Origin of the sequence: Salipaludibacillus neizhouensis, from assembly GCF_002886185.1 — a bacterium.
Taxonomy (GTDB): domain Bacteria; phylum Bacillota; class Bacilli; order Bacillales; family Salisediminibacteriaceae; genus Salipaludibacillus; species Salipaludibacillus neizhouensis.
The window spans coordinates 2311650-2325574 of sequence record NZ_KZ614146.1; the positions used below are offsets into that span (position 1 = coordinate 2311650).

Sequence of the window (13925 nt, forward strand, 5' to 3'; positions counted from 1 at the left end):
AAGAGATTATTCTCATTGCCTGCACCTTTTTATCTTCTATACTAAAGCAAATCAGCTGCTAATTGAGCGAGTCCGGATCTTTCCCCTTTTTCTAGTTTTATATGAGCCGATTCTGGCAAATGTTTTAACCGTTCGGCCACATACGTCAATCCATTTGTATACTCATCTAAATAGGGGTGATCAATTTGTTTTGGGTCTCCCATCAAAACTATTTTACTTCCTTCACCGACTCTTGTTAATATGGTTTTCACTTCATGTTTGGTTAAATTTTGTGCCTCATCGATAATAATAAATTGATCAGGAATACTTCTTCCCCTTATATACGTTAATGCCTCAACCTGTAAGGAACCCATTCCTGCTAAGATATGATCCAGTTCCCCTGGTTTTTTTGTGTTAAAGAGAAATTCTAAATTATCATAAATCGGTTGCATCCAAGGTCGAAGTTTTTCATCTTTTTCCCCAGGCAAGTATCCAATATCTTTTCCTACAGGAATAACAGGTCTCGCTACCAGTAATTTTTTGTAAATTTGCAGATCTTCTGTTTGCTGTAAACCCGCAGCTAAGGAAAGTAATGTTTTTCCTGTACCAGCTTTACCGACTAAAGTTACTAAAGGAATATCTTCTCTAGTTAATAACTCTAATGCCATCTTTTGTTGAACGTTTCTTGGTTTAATTCCCCATGTCACTTCTTTATTACCTAAAAAAAGCTTTATCTTCTTTGAATTCGTATCACTCATAGCCAATGCTGACCTAGTTCCGTTTGAGGAATCCTTAAAGATAAAAAAGTGGTGCGGATAAGCTTTTTCAATTTCCGCTTCTTCGAAAGTTAATTCTTTTTCCTTATATAATTTAGTCATCTTTTCTGGGGCTAACCATCTCTCTTCATATCCCTTGTACATTCTGTCGAATTGGACGACACGATCTGAAAGGAAATCCTCAGATCTTATCCCCAATGCGTCAGCTTTCACTCTAAGAAGCGCATCTTTACTAACCAAAACAACTTCCCTGTAGTTCCCGTCTCCCTTAATTTCTTCACTTAAATTCAATGCAACAGCAAGAATTCGATTATCATTTGTCGGTTCAAAGAAGTGACTCTTCATTTGATCGAACGAACGATGGTTTAATTCAACAATTAATTTTCCTCCGTTTATTAACTTAACTCCTTCATGTAACTTTCCTTGTTCGCGCAAATCATCTAAGAGTCGGGCTACTTCCCTTGCATTTCGTCCTATTTCATCCATGTATCTTTTTTTAGAATCTACTTCTTCCAGCACGACAGCTGGAATAATTACATTGTTTTCTTCAAATGAGTAAATAGCCAATGGGTCTTGCAGCAACACGTTCGTATCAAGAATGTAAAGGTTAGTCAAACGATTCCCTCCCATTAAATCTATATTCATGGTGGAACTTTGCAATGACTATATTCTATTCAAAACAGTATATTCGTGCGCCTTTTTAGAATACTGTTTACTCCACACGTTGTGTTTGAAATATAGCTTTAAAATAGAAACAAAAACGATGTCCCCATTTCAAGAATGAGACATCGTTTTATATTAATTTTTTAGTGCGCTCATCACTTGACTATCTAATTTTTGAGCAGCTTCTTCATCATATGTTTTTTCATACTTAGGTTCTGTTGTAATTTTTGAGCCGTAAAACATTACATCTCTAACTTCTCTTATTTTAATTTCAACTAATGCTAATTTTAACGGAATATTGTCTATCTTCTCCGTAATAACCTTTGCATTACCGGATATTGCATAGGTAGATCCCGCACCTAACATCGTAATCGTAATTCTTGGCTGTTTCTGTAAATTGACTAGCATTTTAGAGCGATTATCTACGGCAAATCGAATGTGCGAATTATCCTGAGCATACACCCACGAGATAGCATTCACATTTGGTCCACCGCTTTCATGATCTACAGTGGCAACTGTTACATAATTTTCTTCTCGTAAAAAAGGAAGAAGTTCTTCCGTTAAAACTGTTTCAACTTGATTAGCCATAATCATCCACGCCTCCTTCTATACTTTCCTCTACCGTAACTATACCTATATTTTCCGGAACTTAAAAGCAATCTTACTAAAATAGATATATTTTAAGAATTCAGGAATTAATAAACAGGCTAAAGCTTACCTACAATATTTTATGCTAGACATGTTATACTTATATCATTAAATAAATAATCTTCTTAAGTGTGAGGTGCAAAATGAGAGTAAAGTGCGTAATATGCGATATTGTTGAATCAATTAACAATGATTCCCCCCAAGCTAAAAAACTGCGGAACAGACCTATCCATACGTATATGTGCCAAACGTGCTATAGTCGTATTGAAGACCGGACCGTTGACAGGAAAAATACAGGTAATTTTAAAAACAATAAACCTCAAGAAGAAAAAGATGAATACATTTAACAAAAGAAAAGCGATCCAGACAAAAGGTGTCTGGGTCGCTTTTCTTTTGCGTTTGAAGTTTTTAAGTAAATGAGGTAATTAGTTAATTTCTCAAATGTTTTATTATTTATGATTCATTTTCTGCCATTGCTTCTTCTTTTTTGTGACGGCGCAGTTGTATTTTATATACACCTAAAATAACTGCGGCTATAAGCAAGGACTCTATAATTGGTAATGAAAATGAAAGAATAGTAATAATAAAATTTCCTAAAAACATAACTACATAAACAACAACTGTTTTGAGAATTGGTAATTTACGGGCAAAACCCAGATTAAACACGACAATACTGAGTGCATTTATTATTAAATACATCACAAAATATGCCATAACAGCATTCTCAGGATCAGATGCTCCCAGCCACTCTGCAATTGGTGCTAAATTAGGTGAAACAGTTTTGGCGGTTGTTGCTAAGTACATAATAGTCACTCCAATATATTCTTTAAATTCATTGCTGACACTTTATTATACCACGAAAAGACATGGATTCTAACGTTAAAAAAAATCGCCTATATTTCGAGCTCAATGTGAAATTAGACAGTTTCTGCATTATCTATATTTCGCCCTTTTTTTTAAGCAGGTTTTCCGCTACACTAATATAAGAAGGGGTTGATGAACAATGAAATCATTTGATCTTCCATTATTTATCTTTGCTGTATTAGGAACAATTGGAATCATGGGAATTGGAATTTCATTCGCACAGACGAGTATGCTAATGTTTCTCGGATTTCTTATTTTAAGCCTAGGAGCAGTTGGGGCTGGATTTAGCCGTAAAAAAATGCTACGTTCGAATTTAAATGACAAAGGACAGGCTTAACGCCTGTCCTTTTTTATTTCCTGTTAAGCACCTCTGTTATTTCCTTATAAACCCACGGATTAGCAGCTATCATAGTGTCTTTTTCTAGGAAAGTTAGCGGGTCCCCATTGTAATTGGTTACTATCCCTCCTACTTCCTGTAATAGAGCATAACCTCCAGCCATATCCCATGGCGCAAGATTAAAACTAATATAAGCTTCTAATCTTCCACATGCAACATATGCCATTTCAAGAGATGCAACGCCATATGAACGAATTCCTCTTGATTCTTCTAATAGCCACTCTAACTTTCTATCCTTCAACATCCAACCTGCATTAAAACTTAACAACGATTCATTCAATGAGACCTTTGGAATAGGCTCTATTTTAATGCCGTTTAAAGTTGCACCTTCTCCTTTTAGTGAAAGGAACATCTCATCTCGCATCACATCATACACAAGACCTATGATTGGGACTCCATCTTGAAAAATTCCGATAGATATCGCAAAATTACTCTTTTGTTGCACGAAATTAATTGTCCCATCAATGGGATCTAAAATCCATACAACACCATCCAAATTTTTTATTTCTTCAAAAGATCCTTCTTCTCCCATCAAGCGATGATCTGAATATGTATGACTGATTTTATCTAAAAAAAACTTTTCTACATTCTTATCAACATCTGTTACCAGGTCATGCTGATGTGCTTTCGTCGTAATAGAAAATGTTTCTTTCATTTGTGCTACTATAAGTTCTCTAGCTTCCCTAGCCCATCGTTCAGCGTTTTCTTTCACTTCAAGACGATCAAACTGATCCATTCCCACCGCTAACATCTCCTCAAAATTGAAGTTACAAATTCATTTACCTCCATCATATCATGCAGGCCCGTGAAGATATCTATATAATAGTGCAAAAAAAGTGAACCTTTATAAGGTTCACTTATATTATCATTTATGCTTCCAGTAGAAGCCACTCATTTCTTAACTTCTCTAGTTTTTCTTTGCTATCATCAATTTGGTCTTGTTCCTTTAGTTGCATAGCATCGTATAATGTTAGGAGTTCATAGTCAATCTCCAGCTTCAAGACTGGGATTCTTTTCTCCCCATCTCTTCGTTTTAATGTCTGAATGACTTTCTCCATAATGGTACACCCCTTTTCTTAGTTTCTCGTTTAGTTATACAAGACCACCCTAAAACGAAAATAATAATTCCTGTTACTTATAAAATATGTCATTTATCGAAATTTTGCAACTATTTTATTATTATTATTTTGTATTCCACTATTCTCACGATTTTAAACTTAATTGAGAAGGATAGTTCATCTTTCTTTTTTTTAATATAAAGATTTGCTAAAATAGAAAGTAATCTTGAAGATGGTCGGCCACTCCGAGGTTAATGAAAATCATTGTAGTGGCTACGATGTAAGGAACTGATATGATTATTAAAGTTCCATCTATTGCTAAATTTGAGCTGAATTAAATTGAAAAACATTTTTCTACTGTATTATTACCAAAATAAATGAGGGAATACATTATTACTATCAAAACTAACTAAGGAAAAGGTTATTCCTTCCTAGCTACACCAAATTATATGGAAATGAGGGTATATTATGAGTTTTAAAGGATTTGGTAAAGAGGATTTCACTTCGTTTGAATTTAAAGGCCTTGAAGAACGCATGGCGGCAATTCAGGAAAGAATTCAACCGAAATTCAAAGCAATTGCAGAGGACATAACAGATGATCTATCTTCAAAAGTTGGCCATGACATGTATTTACATATCGCAAGACATGCCAGGCGGAAAGTAAATCCCCCAGTTGATACTTGGTCTGCCTATTGTCATAATAAGCGAGGGTATAAACAACATCCGCATTTTCAGATTGGATTATTCGATGATCATGTATTCATCTGGTTGGCTTTTATTTATGAATTACCAAATAAAACAGAAATTGCAACCCGATTTCTAGAAGATATAGAATCAATAACTGAAACGATACCGAAAGATTTTGTTATCTCTGAAGATCATATGAAGAAACATGCAGAGCCATTAGAGACAATTGATCTGGAAAAAACGTTAACTCGTTTTCGTGATGTAAAAAAAGGCGAGTTTTTAATCGGACGTCAAATTGATGCAAATGATTCCCTCCTTGGAAATGGGGAAGAATTTATCAAATGTGTAAAAGATACATTTGATACTTTAACCCCTTTATACAAAATGGCATTACGAGAATAAGCTCTGACGGAGTTTGGAGTTTAGCAGTGTCTGCTTACACGACACTGAACGTACTTTCAGATATCGGATAAAGCAAAAATAGAAGTTACTCCTGTAGGTTGGGAGTGACTTCTATTTTTAATGTACTTATTAAACACTGCTGAGCATTGGTTATTTAAGGCCCAGAGCCTTCAGTAAATTTAAGTGCCGGCCCGAAATAACCTAGCAGGTTAACACAGCATTTATTTTAAATTAATAACTTTTAAATCGCTATTTTCCCTAGCCATTTTAATTGTGTGGTAAGCTGATTGACCTGATTGTTCTTGATAATCTTTAAAGTGCTGTTTTTCTTCTGACTGTGATGGTACAACTTTTTTATATTTTTGGTATTGATCTAAAAGTATTGATCTGTCTACTCCTTTTGTATAAGCAGCATCAATCAAATCAAAAAAATGCACGACATCTATTACCTCGTCTTTAGACCAATCTATAGAGATTGGCAAATTAATATCTTTATCCATTCATTCCTACTCCCTTCCAAAGCTTCTGGGTTTCTGATATACTTCATTTTGTTTCTATTTCTTCAATTATCATATAACATAGAAGAAAAATAGTATAATCCTTATAGCTTCAATGCAATATTTTAACAGTAACAAAGGATGAATTAAATGAAAAGAGGTTCTTTACAACAGGGCTGAATTAATACCTTGTAATAGGACAAACCTCTTATCGTAACTTACTTTAAACTTGAGGTGAAAGAAGTGTCATATATTCGTCGACAGCAACAGACTCCACTTTTTCATGGGGTACTTAACCATGCTAAATCTTTACCGGTCCAATTTCACATCCCAGGTCATAAACATGGAACTGGAATGGACCCTGAATTCAAACAATTTATGGGAGATAACGCTTTATCCATTGATTTAATAAATATTTCTCCACTAGATGATCTGCATCATCCTCATGGAATTATAAAAGAAGCGCAAGAACTTGCTGCTGAAGCATTCCATGCAGACCATACATTTTTCTCAGTACAAGGTACAAGTGGTGCGATTATGACTATGATCATGACAGTTTGCAGCCCTGGGGACAAAATAATTGTCCCCCGAAACGTGCATAAATCAATTATGTCCGCAATCATATTTTCTGGAGCTACACCAATTTTTATTCATCCCGAATTGGATGTTACTTTAGGGATTTCGCACGGAATTACAGTATCATCCGTGAAAAAAGCCATCGAGGCAAATCCTGATGCCAAAGGAGTTCTTGTGATAAACCCCACTTATTTTGGCGTAGCTGCAAATTTAGAGGAAATTGTCCGTTCCGCCCATGAATACGATATTCCCGTCCTTGTAGATGAAGCCCACGGTGTCCATATTCATTTTAGTGACAAGCTTCCATTGTCAGCGATGCAGGCTGGTGCCGATATGTCTGCTACGAGCGTTCATAAACTTGGAGGTTCTCTCACTCAAAGCTCTGTTCTAAATATTCGGGGAGATTACATTTCCTCTTCCCGTGTTCAAAGTATCATTAGTATGCTTACAACAACTTCCACTTCCTATATCTTATTATCCTCTCTAGATACCGCCAGAAGACATTTGGCAATAAGAGGGGAAGCTCTATTGGACGAAGCAATAAAACTCGCAGAAGCAGCCAGAGAGGAAATAAATCGGATTCCTGGTATTTACTGTCCGGGTAAAGAAATGCTTGATGATCATGCCATTTATGATCTTGACCCAACTAAACTCATTATCTCAATCAAAGACTTATCTATTAATGGTTACGAAGTGGAAAACTGGCTGAGGGATAAAGCGAATATCGAGGTCGAGCTTTCTGATTTGTATAATATCCTTTGTATCGTGACTATTGGTGAGACTAAAGAAAATATAACGGTTTTAACAGATGCATTAAGAGAATTGTCAGTACAGTATTTTGATGCTTCTAACCCTAATCCAGAAAAATCTGATGTTGAAATACCTAATATTCCAATTCTTTCTTTGTCTCCGCGTGAGGCATTTTATGCAGATACAGAGTTGGTAAAACTGGACGAATCGGCAGGCCGCATTAGTGCTGAATTTATTATGATCTACCCACCAGGTATCCCAATATTTATTCCTGGTGAAATTATTGAACATGACAACTTACACTATATTTCAGAAAACATTAAAGCTGGACTGCCAGTGCAAGGACCCGAAGACGCCACTTTAACTTATATTCGAGTCATCAGTGAACGAAAAGCAATTCTATAATTCTTAACTCTTAACAATAAACATAAAAAACATAGACATCAGAAATTTCTCTGATGTCTATGTTTTTTTATATCTTTAGCGAAACAATTGGCTTAAAATATCATGAGCTTCTTCCAATGAATATGGTTCCCAGAATAACTCTCCATAAATTAATAAGTCTTGATGTAGGTGGAGTCCACTTCCATCGTCATCCACTGCTCCACTTGTTCCAGAATTCCCAACATACCCAATAACAGTCTCTTCATCGACTTTTTGTCCTAATTCTAACTCCTCAGGTATCGAATCTAGGTGTGCAAAACGACTCATCACACCATCCTCGTATTGCACCCACACTTGTTTTCCTCTTAATCGATCCAGTATATATTCAGGTGTGTATCCTACTTCTCCCGCTACATCTAAATCCTCGTTTCTAATTTCGTGGGAAGGATAATCATCAAAGTCAGCATCTACTCTAACAACCACTCCATCAGCCATTGCACGAATAGGGGTATCTGTAGTTATCTCAGTACCCGTCGAATAACCATACCAGTCAATTCCCTCATGATAGCCATTACGATAAATACGAGGAGCACCAGGAAGATGACTCTCAACTGTACTAACACTGGCATTTTCAATAGGCTCTTGCAGAAATGACAAATATTCGATCATTTCAGACACGGAAAGAGAAGAGATATCTACCTCAGTTTGTCCGGTCGATGCCCAAGCATCTATTACTTCATCTTCCCAAGTAAATGAAAGTAGTTCTTCCTCTTCTTCATACGTATACTCGGTCTCCAAGCCTTGTTCGATAAACTCTTTTGATACATAAGGATCTCCATCTATTTCTTTTAAAGTGATTTCATCTGAAGGGATATATACCCCATCTACTTCCATCACTGGCACTTCGTAAACAAAATAAAATTCTCTTCCCTCTATTTCTAAAGTCAACGATTTATCAGTACTATTATATTCATAGTCTCCACCGAGATTCTCTGTAACCTCTTCCACTGATAAATAAACTTCCTCATCTCCCTCAATAGAATGAGTCTTAAATTCTTGTTTTTCTTGCTCAACGTTATTACTTTCTTGATTCAAATCTGGAACCTCATTATTCTTTTCATTGTTCGAATTGTTTTGATTAGAAGCCCCATCAGGTATCTCTGTTTGTTCTTCTGGTTGTTCCTGATTTTGACACCCTACTAACGTCGTTACGAAAAATAGGGTAATAAGACATTTCTTCATCGTACTGTAATCCCTCATCTCAACTCTATTTTATAGCTTCAGGGTCTACCATTTCATACCCTTTGTCACGAAGACCAGAAACTATATCTTCTAATGCATCTTTAGTAAAATCTCGGTCATGCATAAGCAAGTTTGCACCGCTTCTTAATAATTCGGTTTCGACCATTATTTCGGCGATAGCTTCTTTATTCATGTATTCCGCTTCCCAATCATAGCCGTAAGACCAGTTCATCGTCTGCATATTTTCTTCTTCCAAAACTTCCATCATATAATCTGTGCCGGCTCCATGTGGCGGGCGGAAAAACCTCGGCCTTTCGCCTGTTACTGCCTCAATCTCGTCATTAAGCTGAACAATTTCATCATATTGTTCTTCTTCCGATATATCACGTAAATTTGGATGAGTCATCGTATGATTACCTATCTCAAAACCAAGATCATAGATTTTCTGTAATTGTTCTTTCCCTTCATCAGACTGAATAAAATGACCATTCACAAAAAAGATAGCCGGTGCTTCTAATTCTGCTAATATTTCGGCCATTTCTGCACCATGACTGTCAGGAGCATCATCAATTGTAAGTAAAACAACTTCTTCTGAAGCATCATCAATTGGTTGCACAGAAAAATCATTTGGATTAATTTCATATTCAGGCACCACTTCTTCCTTCACAGTGGTGTTATCTTCAGCGGTGCTGTTACTATTACTATTTGTACTGTTTTCTTCAAGGTCAGTGTTTGTGTCATTTAATTCGTCGGAGTTATTACCGTTCGAATCGATTGTTTCCTCATCACTATCTTCTAGTTCATTCGATTCATTCACTTCAACAGGCTCGTTATTTAGAGATTCCTCATCAACTTCTTCATTGTTTCCGCAAGCCGTTACGACACCAGCCAGCATTAAACTAACACTTATGTATACAAATCGTTTCAATTTTACCCCTCTTTTCAGTATCTCTAAATATCACCTTCAAATTTTACCATAATTCAACACAAAAATGTATCGTTCTTCTAGCACATCTTATCTAATACTATGTTGTATCAAATTATAAAATATAAATTGATTAATTATGATAACCACCGGGCACTATAAAGATGGTTAGTATACCTTCACTATGATTCCCATAAATATTCCATTAATAATCAGTCATGAATTAAAAAATTAAATGAAAGGGTGATTACATGAAGAAGCTTACACCAGTGTTCATGATATCAGTCATCATTTCTCTTGCTTTTATTTTATGGGGAGTGATAAATCCTGAAAATTTAGAAGCTGTAACAGGAGAAATACAAGGTTTTATAACTGATCAATTTGGTTGGTTTTATTTATTAGCAGCAACGGGTTTTCTAGCTTTTGTGATATTTCTAGTTTTTAGCCCGTATGGGAGAATTAAATTAGGAAAACAGGATGAAGAACCCGACTACAACTACATAACTTGGTTTTCCTTCCTTTTTACAGCAGGTATGGGAATAGGTTTAGTTTTTTGGGGTGTATCTGAACCGATGTACCATTTTTACGAGCCTGCTCCTTCGGAAAATATTGAAAGTCAATCCATTCAATCTGCGGGATATGCGTTAAGATACGCCTTTTTTCACTGGGGTCTTCATCCATGGGCCATCTATTCTGTCGTCGCTTTAACACTTGCTTACTTTAAATTTAGAAAAGGAACCGCAGGAGTTGTTAGCGCAGCATTTGAACCTCTTCTCGGTGATAGGGTTAATGGTGTCATCGGAACAACTATCAATGTTATTGTTGTTTTCGCTACCGTCTTTGGTGTCGCTACCTCCCTTGGGTTCGGAACGGCTCAAATCGGTGGTGGAATATCAAATTTATTCGGTATTGATAATACAACTGGTTTGCAAGTGATCATCATTATTGTTGTGACATTCTTATACATGCTGTCTTCTCAAACGGGTTTAGATGTCGGTATACGGATTTTAAGTAAGACTAACATATATTTAGCTATTATTTTGATGTTGTTCTTATTATTCTCCGGACCGACAAACTTCATTATGAATTCATTTACACAGACTTTAGGTGGCTATGCTCAAAGCTTAGTTAGAATGAGTTTCCAATTAGATACATTCAATATGGAATCCACCTGGGTTGAGGATTGGACAATTTTCTACTGGGCTTGGTGGATTGCATGGGCACCTTTTGTTGGAACTTTCATCGCTCGTGTTTCAAGAGGCCGAACAATTCGTGAATTTATCATTGGTGTCATTGCTGTACCAACAATATTTGGAGCACTTTGGTTTTCTGTTTTTGGCGGAACAGCGATCCACCTCGAGTACATTCAAGGAATTGATGTCATGGGTGTGATGGAAGAATTCGGGATGGAAACTGCTCTCTTCTTTGTCTTACAGCAATATAATTTTGGGTGGATAATGTCGTTTGTAGCAGTTTTACTTATCGCATCTTTTTTTATTACATCAGCAGATTCTGCAACTTTTGTATTGGGAATGCAAACAACAAACGGAAGTATGAATCCTGCCAATTCAGTGAAATTTGTTTGGGGCATTATTCAGTCTGCTACTGCCGCAGTCCTTCTTTTGGCTGGTGGATTGGAGGCCTTACAAACCGCTTCAATCATTGCGGCCTTCCCTTTTGCAATCATTATGATCTTCATGATTATCAGTTTGATGAAAGCTTTAAGGAGAGAGACCATACCAGAGAGAAAAAAATACAAAAAATGATTCTTGGTAGAAGGTCCAACAAAAGTTCACAAAAAATCTTCAACACAATAGATGGCTAATTTCTATTAGATTACATTATTTGTTCAAGGTATCATTTATATAACATTTTGATTACGACAAAGTATTCATATATTGTATATGGTAATATTAGGGTATCTTAAGTACCAAATCCGTTTTTAATTATTGGAGGCTAATTTTGTTTAAGCGACTTATTCCCTTTATTGCTATTACACTTATGCTGGTTTTTGTTTCAAGTTGTAACCAACAGTCAACAATTAGTACAAGTTATCCTTTCCTGGAAAATTCTAAAGAAGACAATTCTCCGGTGACTATTTTATTTTCTAATGAACATGATGATATAAATTCCGAACATGATTATTACGATGCACTAATTAATTTTCGACAAGATCATCCTAATAAACTTTCTCAACTAAATATTATCTCAAATGATGACGAAGAGATTGTAAATTACTTTGATATCAAATCGTTTCCAACATTATTAATAGTTGATGATTTAGAAGTAATCATGCAGATAGATGGACAACATGATTTCCAGTCTATCTATAACAAATTGAAAGTAAACCTATTAAGCCTTAAAGAACGAGCCTCTTAACTTTAATTTCCGCGCGCCTGATAAGACGTTCCTAATAGACTTAAAGAACTGCTCTCATTTGCTCTTCACAAGCAATAACTGTAGACCCACCACACTGGGAAGAGCGTTACTTTACGGAGGAGAAGGAGACGTGTTATTTTCCCGAAGAGACCTGACATTGCTTCAGGAAAGCAATCGTCTGGAGCCTCTCTGTTCGATGGAAAACAACAAATCTCTAATAAACCGGTAATTTTATAAATTCCTAACTTATTAAAAATGCCACCCAAATTGGGTGGCATTTTTTTACTTTTATTTTACTATATGAATTGGCATTCCTAATGCTACTTCAGCAGTTTCCATCGTGATTTCTCCTAGTGATGGGTGTGCATGAATTGTCAAAGCAATATCTTCAGCAGTCATTCCTGCTTCTATTGCTAAACACGCTTCAGAAATCATATCAGAAGCATTTGTACCTGCAATCTGAACCCCTAATACTAAACCATCTTCTTTTCTAGTGATCATTTTCAGGAATCCTTCAGATTGATTTAAAGATAATGCTCTTCCATTTGCTTGGAAAGGGAATTTTGAAGCTACATAGTCATATCCCTCTTCTTTAGCTTGTTTCTCATTAAGACCAACACTAGCAAGTTCTGGACCTGAGAAAACAACTTCAGGAATCGCAGTATAATCGATCTCTGCTGGTTCTCCAGCGATTGCTTCAGCAGCGACTTTAGCTTCATAAGAAGCTTTGTGCGCTAATGCCGGACCATGTGTAATGTCACCAATTGCATAAATATGAGAAGAAGAAGTACGGCATTGCTTATCAATTTTGACTAAGCCTTTTTCATCTAGTTCAACACCAGCTTGTTCTAAACCAAGCTCGTCTGTATTAGGCTTTCTGCCGACTGTAACTAGAAGATAATCACCTTCAAATTCTTCTTCTTTTCCATTAATTTCTGCTTTAACTTTAATACCTGTATCTGTTTCTTCCATTTCTTTTGCCATTGCTTCTGTTTTAATCGTCACACCTGCTTTTTTCAAGCGTTTAACAACAAGTTGACTCATTTGTTTTTCAAATGTAGGTAAAACTGATTTTGTACCTTCAAGAATGGTTACTTCAGAACCTAGATTAGCATATGCTGAACCTAGCTCAATTCCAATATAGCCTCCGCCAATGACAATAAGCTTCTTAGGAACCTCGTCCAAAGCCAATGCACCTGTGGAAGAAACGACACGTTTACTCCACTTAAATGCAGGAATTTCAATCGGAGTAGAACCAGTTGCTACGATACAATCATTAAACTTATATGTTTGAGAACTTTTCTCGTCCATAATTTTAACTGTACTATCGTCAACAAAGTATGCTTCCCCACGAACTACTTCTACTTTATTTCCTTTAAGTAAGCTTTCCACGCCCCCAGTCAACTTGTCGACTACAGAACCTTTCCAGGCTTGTACTTTTGAAAAGTCTAACTTTGCTTCTCCAACAGTAATTCCCATATCTTCTGAGTTTCCTGCGTCGTGGTAACGATGTCCTGCTTCGATCAAGGCTTTAGATGGGATACAACCTACATTTAAACAAACGCCACCTATCGTCCCTTTCTCAACAATCGTTACCTTTTTCCCTAATTGTGCTGCGCGAATGGCAGCCACATATCCCCCTGGCCCAGAGCCAATGACGAGCGTATCTACTTCTACCGGAAAATCTCCTACTACCAT

Annotated in this window: 15 protein-coding genes and 1 pseudogene; 7 read left to right on the forward strand and 9 right to left on the reverse strand. The window is 36.3% G+C overall.

Annotated features, from left to right (window positions below; all coding sequences use genetic code 11):
• Window positions 1–41 precede the first annotated feature (41 nt).
• Window positions 42–1370, reverse strand: a complete 1329-nt coding sequence (locus CEF18_RS10835; protein ID WP_110936488.1) for a PhoH family protein — start codon at window positions 1368–1370, stop codon at window positions 42–44.
• Window positions 1371–1553: 183 nt separating this feature from the next.
• Complete coding sequence (locus tag CEF18_RS10840) at window positions 1554–2006, reverse strand: pyridoxamine 5'-phosphate oxidase family protein (RefSeq protein ID WP_110937661.1); 453 nt, start codon at window positions 2004–2006, stop codon at window positions 1554–1556.
• Window positions 2007–2209: 203 nt separating this feature from the next.
• Between CEF18_RS10840 and CEF18_RS10845 the strand changes: the two genes are divergently transcribed.
• Window positions 2210–2413: a YlaI family protein gene (locus tag CEF18_RS10845; RefSeq protein WP_110936489.1), complete on the forward strand. Its 204-nt coding sequence runs from the start codon at window positions 2210–2212 to the stop codon at window positions 2411–2413.
• A 106-nt stretch (window positions 2414–2519) separates the two neighbouring features.
• Here the strand turns inward: CEF18_RS10845 and CEF18_RS10850 are convergent, their stop codons facing one another.
• Window positions 2520–2870 carry a YlaH-like family protein gene (locus CEF18_RS10850; protein WP_110936490.1) on the reverse strand — a complete coding sequence of 117 codons (351 nt, stop codon included), beginning with the start codon at window positions 2868–2870 and terminating at the stop codon, window positions 2520–2522.
• Between the two features lie 199 nt (window positions 2871–3069).
• Here CEF18_RS10850 and CEF18_RS10855 point away from each other — a divergent pair, with 199 nt between their 5' ends.
• Window positions 3070–3267: a DUF5325 family protein gene (locus CEF18_RS10855; protein WP_110936491.1), complete on the forward strand. Its 198-nt coding sequence runs from the start codon at window positions 3070–3072 to the stop codon at window positions 3265–3267.
• Between the two features lie 13 nt (window positions 3268–3280).
• Here CEF18_RS10855 and CEF18_RS10860 read toward each other — a convergent pair whose 3' ends face one another.
• Together CEF18_RS10860 and CEF18_RS10865 are read right to left on the reverse strand one after the other, a co-directional pair.
• Window positions 3281–4063: an inositol monophosphatase family protein gene (locus CEF18_RS10860; RefSeq protein ID WP_110937662.1), complete on the reverse strand. Its 783-nt coding sequence runs from the start codon at window positions 4061–4063 to the stop codon at window positions 3281–3283.
• 133 nt (window positions 4064–4196) lie between these two features.
• Window positions 4197–4385 carry a hypothetical protein gene (locus tag CEF18_RS10865; protein ID WP_110936492.1) on the reverse strand — a complete coding sequence of 63 codons (189 nt, stop codon included), beginning with the start codon at window positions 4383–4385 and terminating at the stop codon, window positions 4197–4199.
• Window positions 4386–4853: 468 nt separating this feature from the next.
• On the opposite strand from CEF18_RS10865, the gene CEF18_RS10870 reads away from it, so the two are divergent.
• Window positions 4854–5474 (forward strand): DUF1054 domain-containing protein, encoded by a 621-nt coding sequence (locus CEF18_RS10870; protein ID WP_110936493.1) that lies wholly within the window; start codon window positions 4854–4856, stop codon window positions 5472–5474.
• Between the two features lie 54 nt (window positions 5475–5528).
• Window positions 5529–5582, forward strand: a pseudogene (locus CEF18_RS27165) (hypothetical protein); the annotation flags it as partial.
• A gap of 113 nt (window positions 5583–5695) precedes the next feature.
• Here the strand turns inward: CEF18_RS27165 and CEF18_RS10875 are convergent.
• On the reverse strand, window positions 5696–5974 hold the full coding sequence (locus tag CEF18_RS10875; protein ID WP_110936494.1) for a UPF0223 family protein: 279 nt from the start codon (window positions 5972–5974) through the stop codon (window positions 5696–5698).
• Window positions 5975–6223: 249 nt separating this feature from the next.
• On the opposite strand from CEF18_RS10875, the gene CEF18_RS10880 reads away from it, so the two are divergent.
• The gene (locus CEF18_RS10880; protein WP_110937663.1) at window positions 6224–7702 is read left to right on the forward strand and encodes an aminotransferase class I/II-fold pyridoxal phosphate-dependent enzyme; all 1479 of its coding nucleotides are present in this window, start codon (window positions 6224–6226) and stop codon (window positions 7700–7702) included.
• A 75-nt stretch (window positions 7703–7777) separates the two neighbouring features.
• Here the strand turns inward: CEF18_RS10880 and CEF18_RS10885 are convergent, their stop codons facing one another.
• Both CEF18_RS10885 and CEF18_RS10890 read right to left on the reverse strand, forming a co-directional pair.
• Complete coding sequence (locus CEF18_RS10885) at window positions 7778–8923, reverse strand: M23 family metallopeptidase (RefSeq protein ID WP_110936495.1); 1146 nt, start codon at window positions 8921–8923, stop codon at window positions 7778–7780.
• Window positions 8924–8948: 25 nt separating this feature from the next.
• Window positions 8949–9851, reverse strand: coding sequence for a polysaccharide deacetylase family protein (locus tag CEF18_RS10890; protein WP_223292285.1), 903 nt, complete (start codon window positions 9849–9851; stop codon window positions 8949–8951).
• A 248-nt stretch (window positions 9852–10099) separates the two neighbouring features.
• Here CEF18_RS10890 and CEF18_RS10895 point away from each other — a divergent pair, with 248 nt between their 5' ends.
• Both CEF18_RS10895 and CEF18_RS10900 read left to right on the forward strand, forming a co-directional pair.
• A complete protein-coding gene (locus CEF18_RS10895; RefSeq protein ID WP_110936496.1) occupies window positions 10100–11614 on the forward strand; it encodes a glycine betaine uptake BCCT transporter in 1515 nt (504 codons plus the stop codon).
• A gap of 196 nt (window positions 11615–11810) precedes the next feature.
• Window positions 11811–12227 (forward strand): hypothetical protein, encoded by a 417-nt coding sequence (locus tag CEF18_RS10900; protein ID WP_110936497.1) that lies wholly within the window; start codon window positions 11811–11813, stop codon window positions 12225–12227.
• A 288-nt stretch (window positions 12228–12515) separates the two neighbouring features.
• Here the strand turns inward: CEF18_RS10900 and lpdA are convergent, their stop codons facing one another.
• On the reverse strand, window positions 12516–13925 hold the full coding sequence (gene lpdA / locus CEF18_RS10905; RefSeq protein WP_110936498.1) for a dihydrolipoyl dehydrogenase: 1410 nt from the start codon (window positions 13923–13925) through the stop codon (window positions 12516–12518).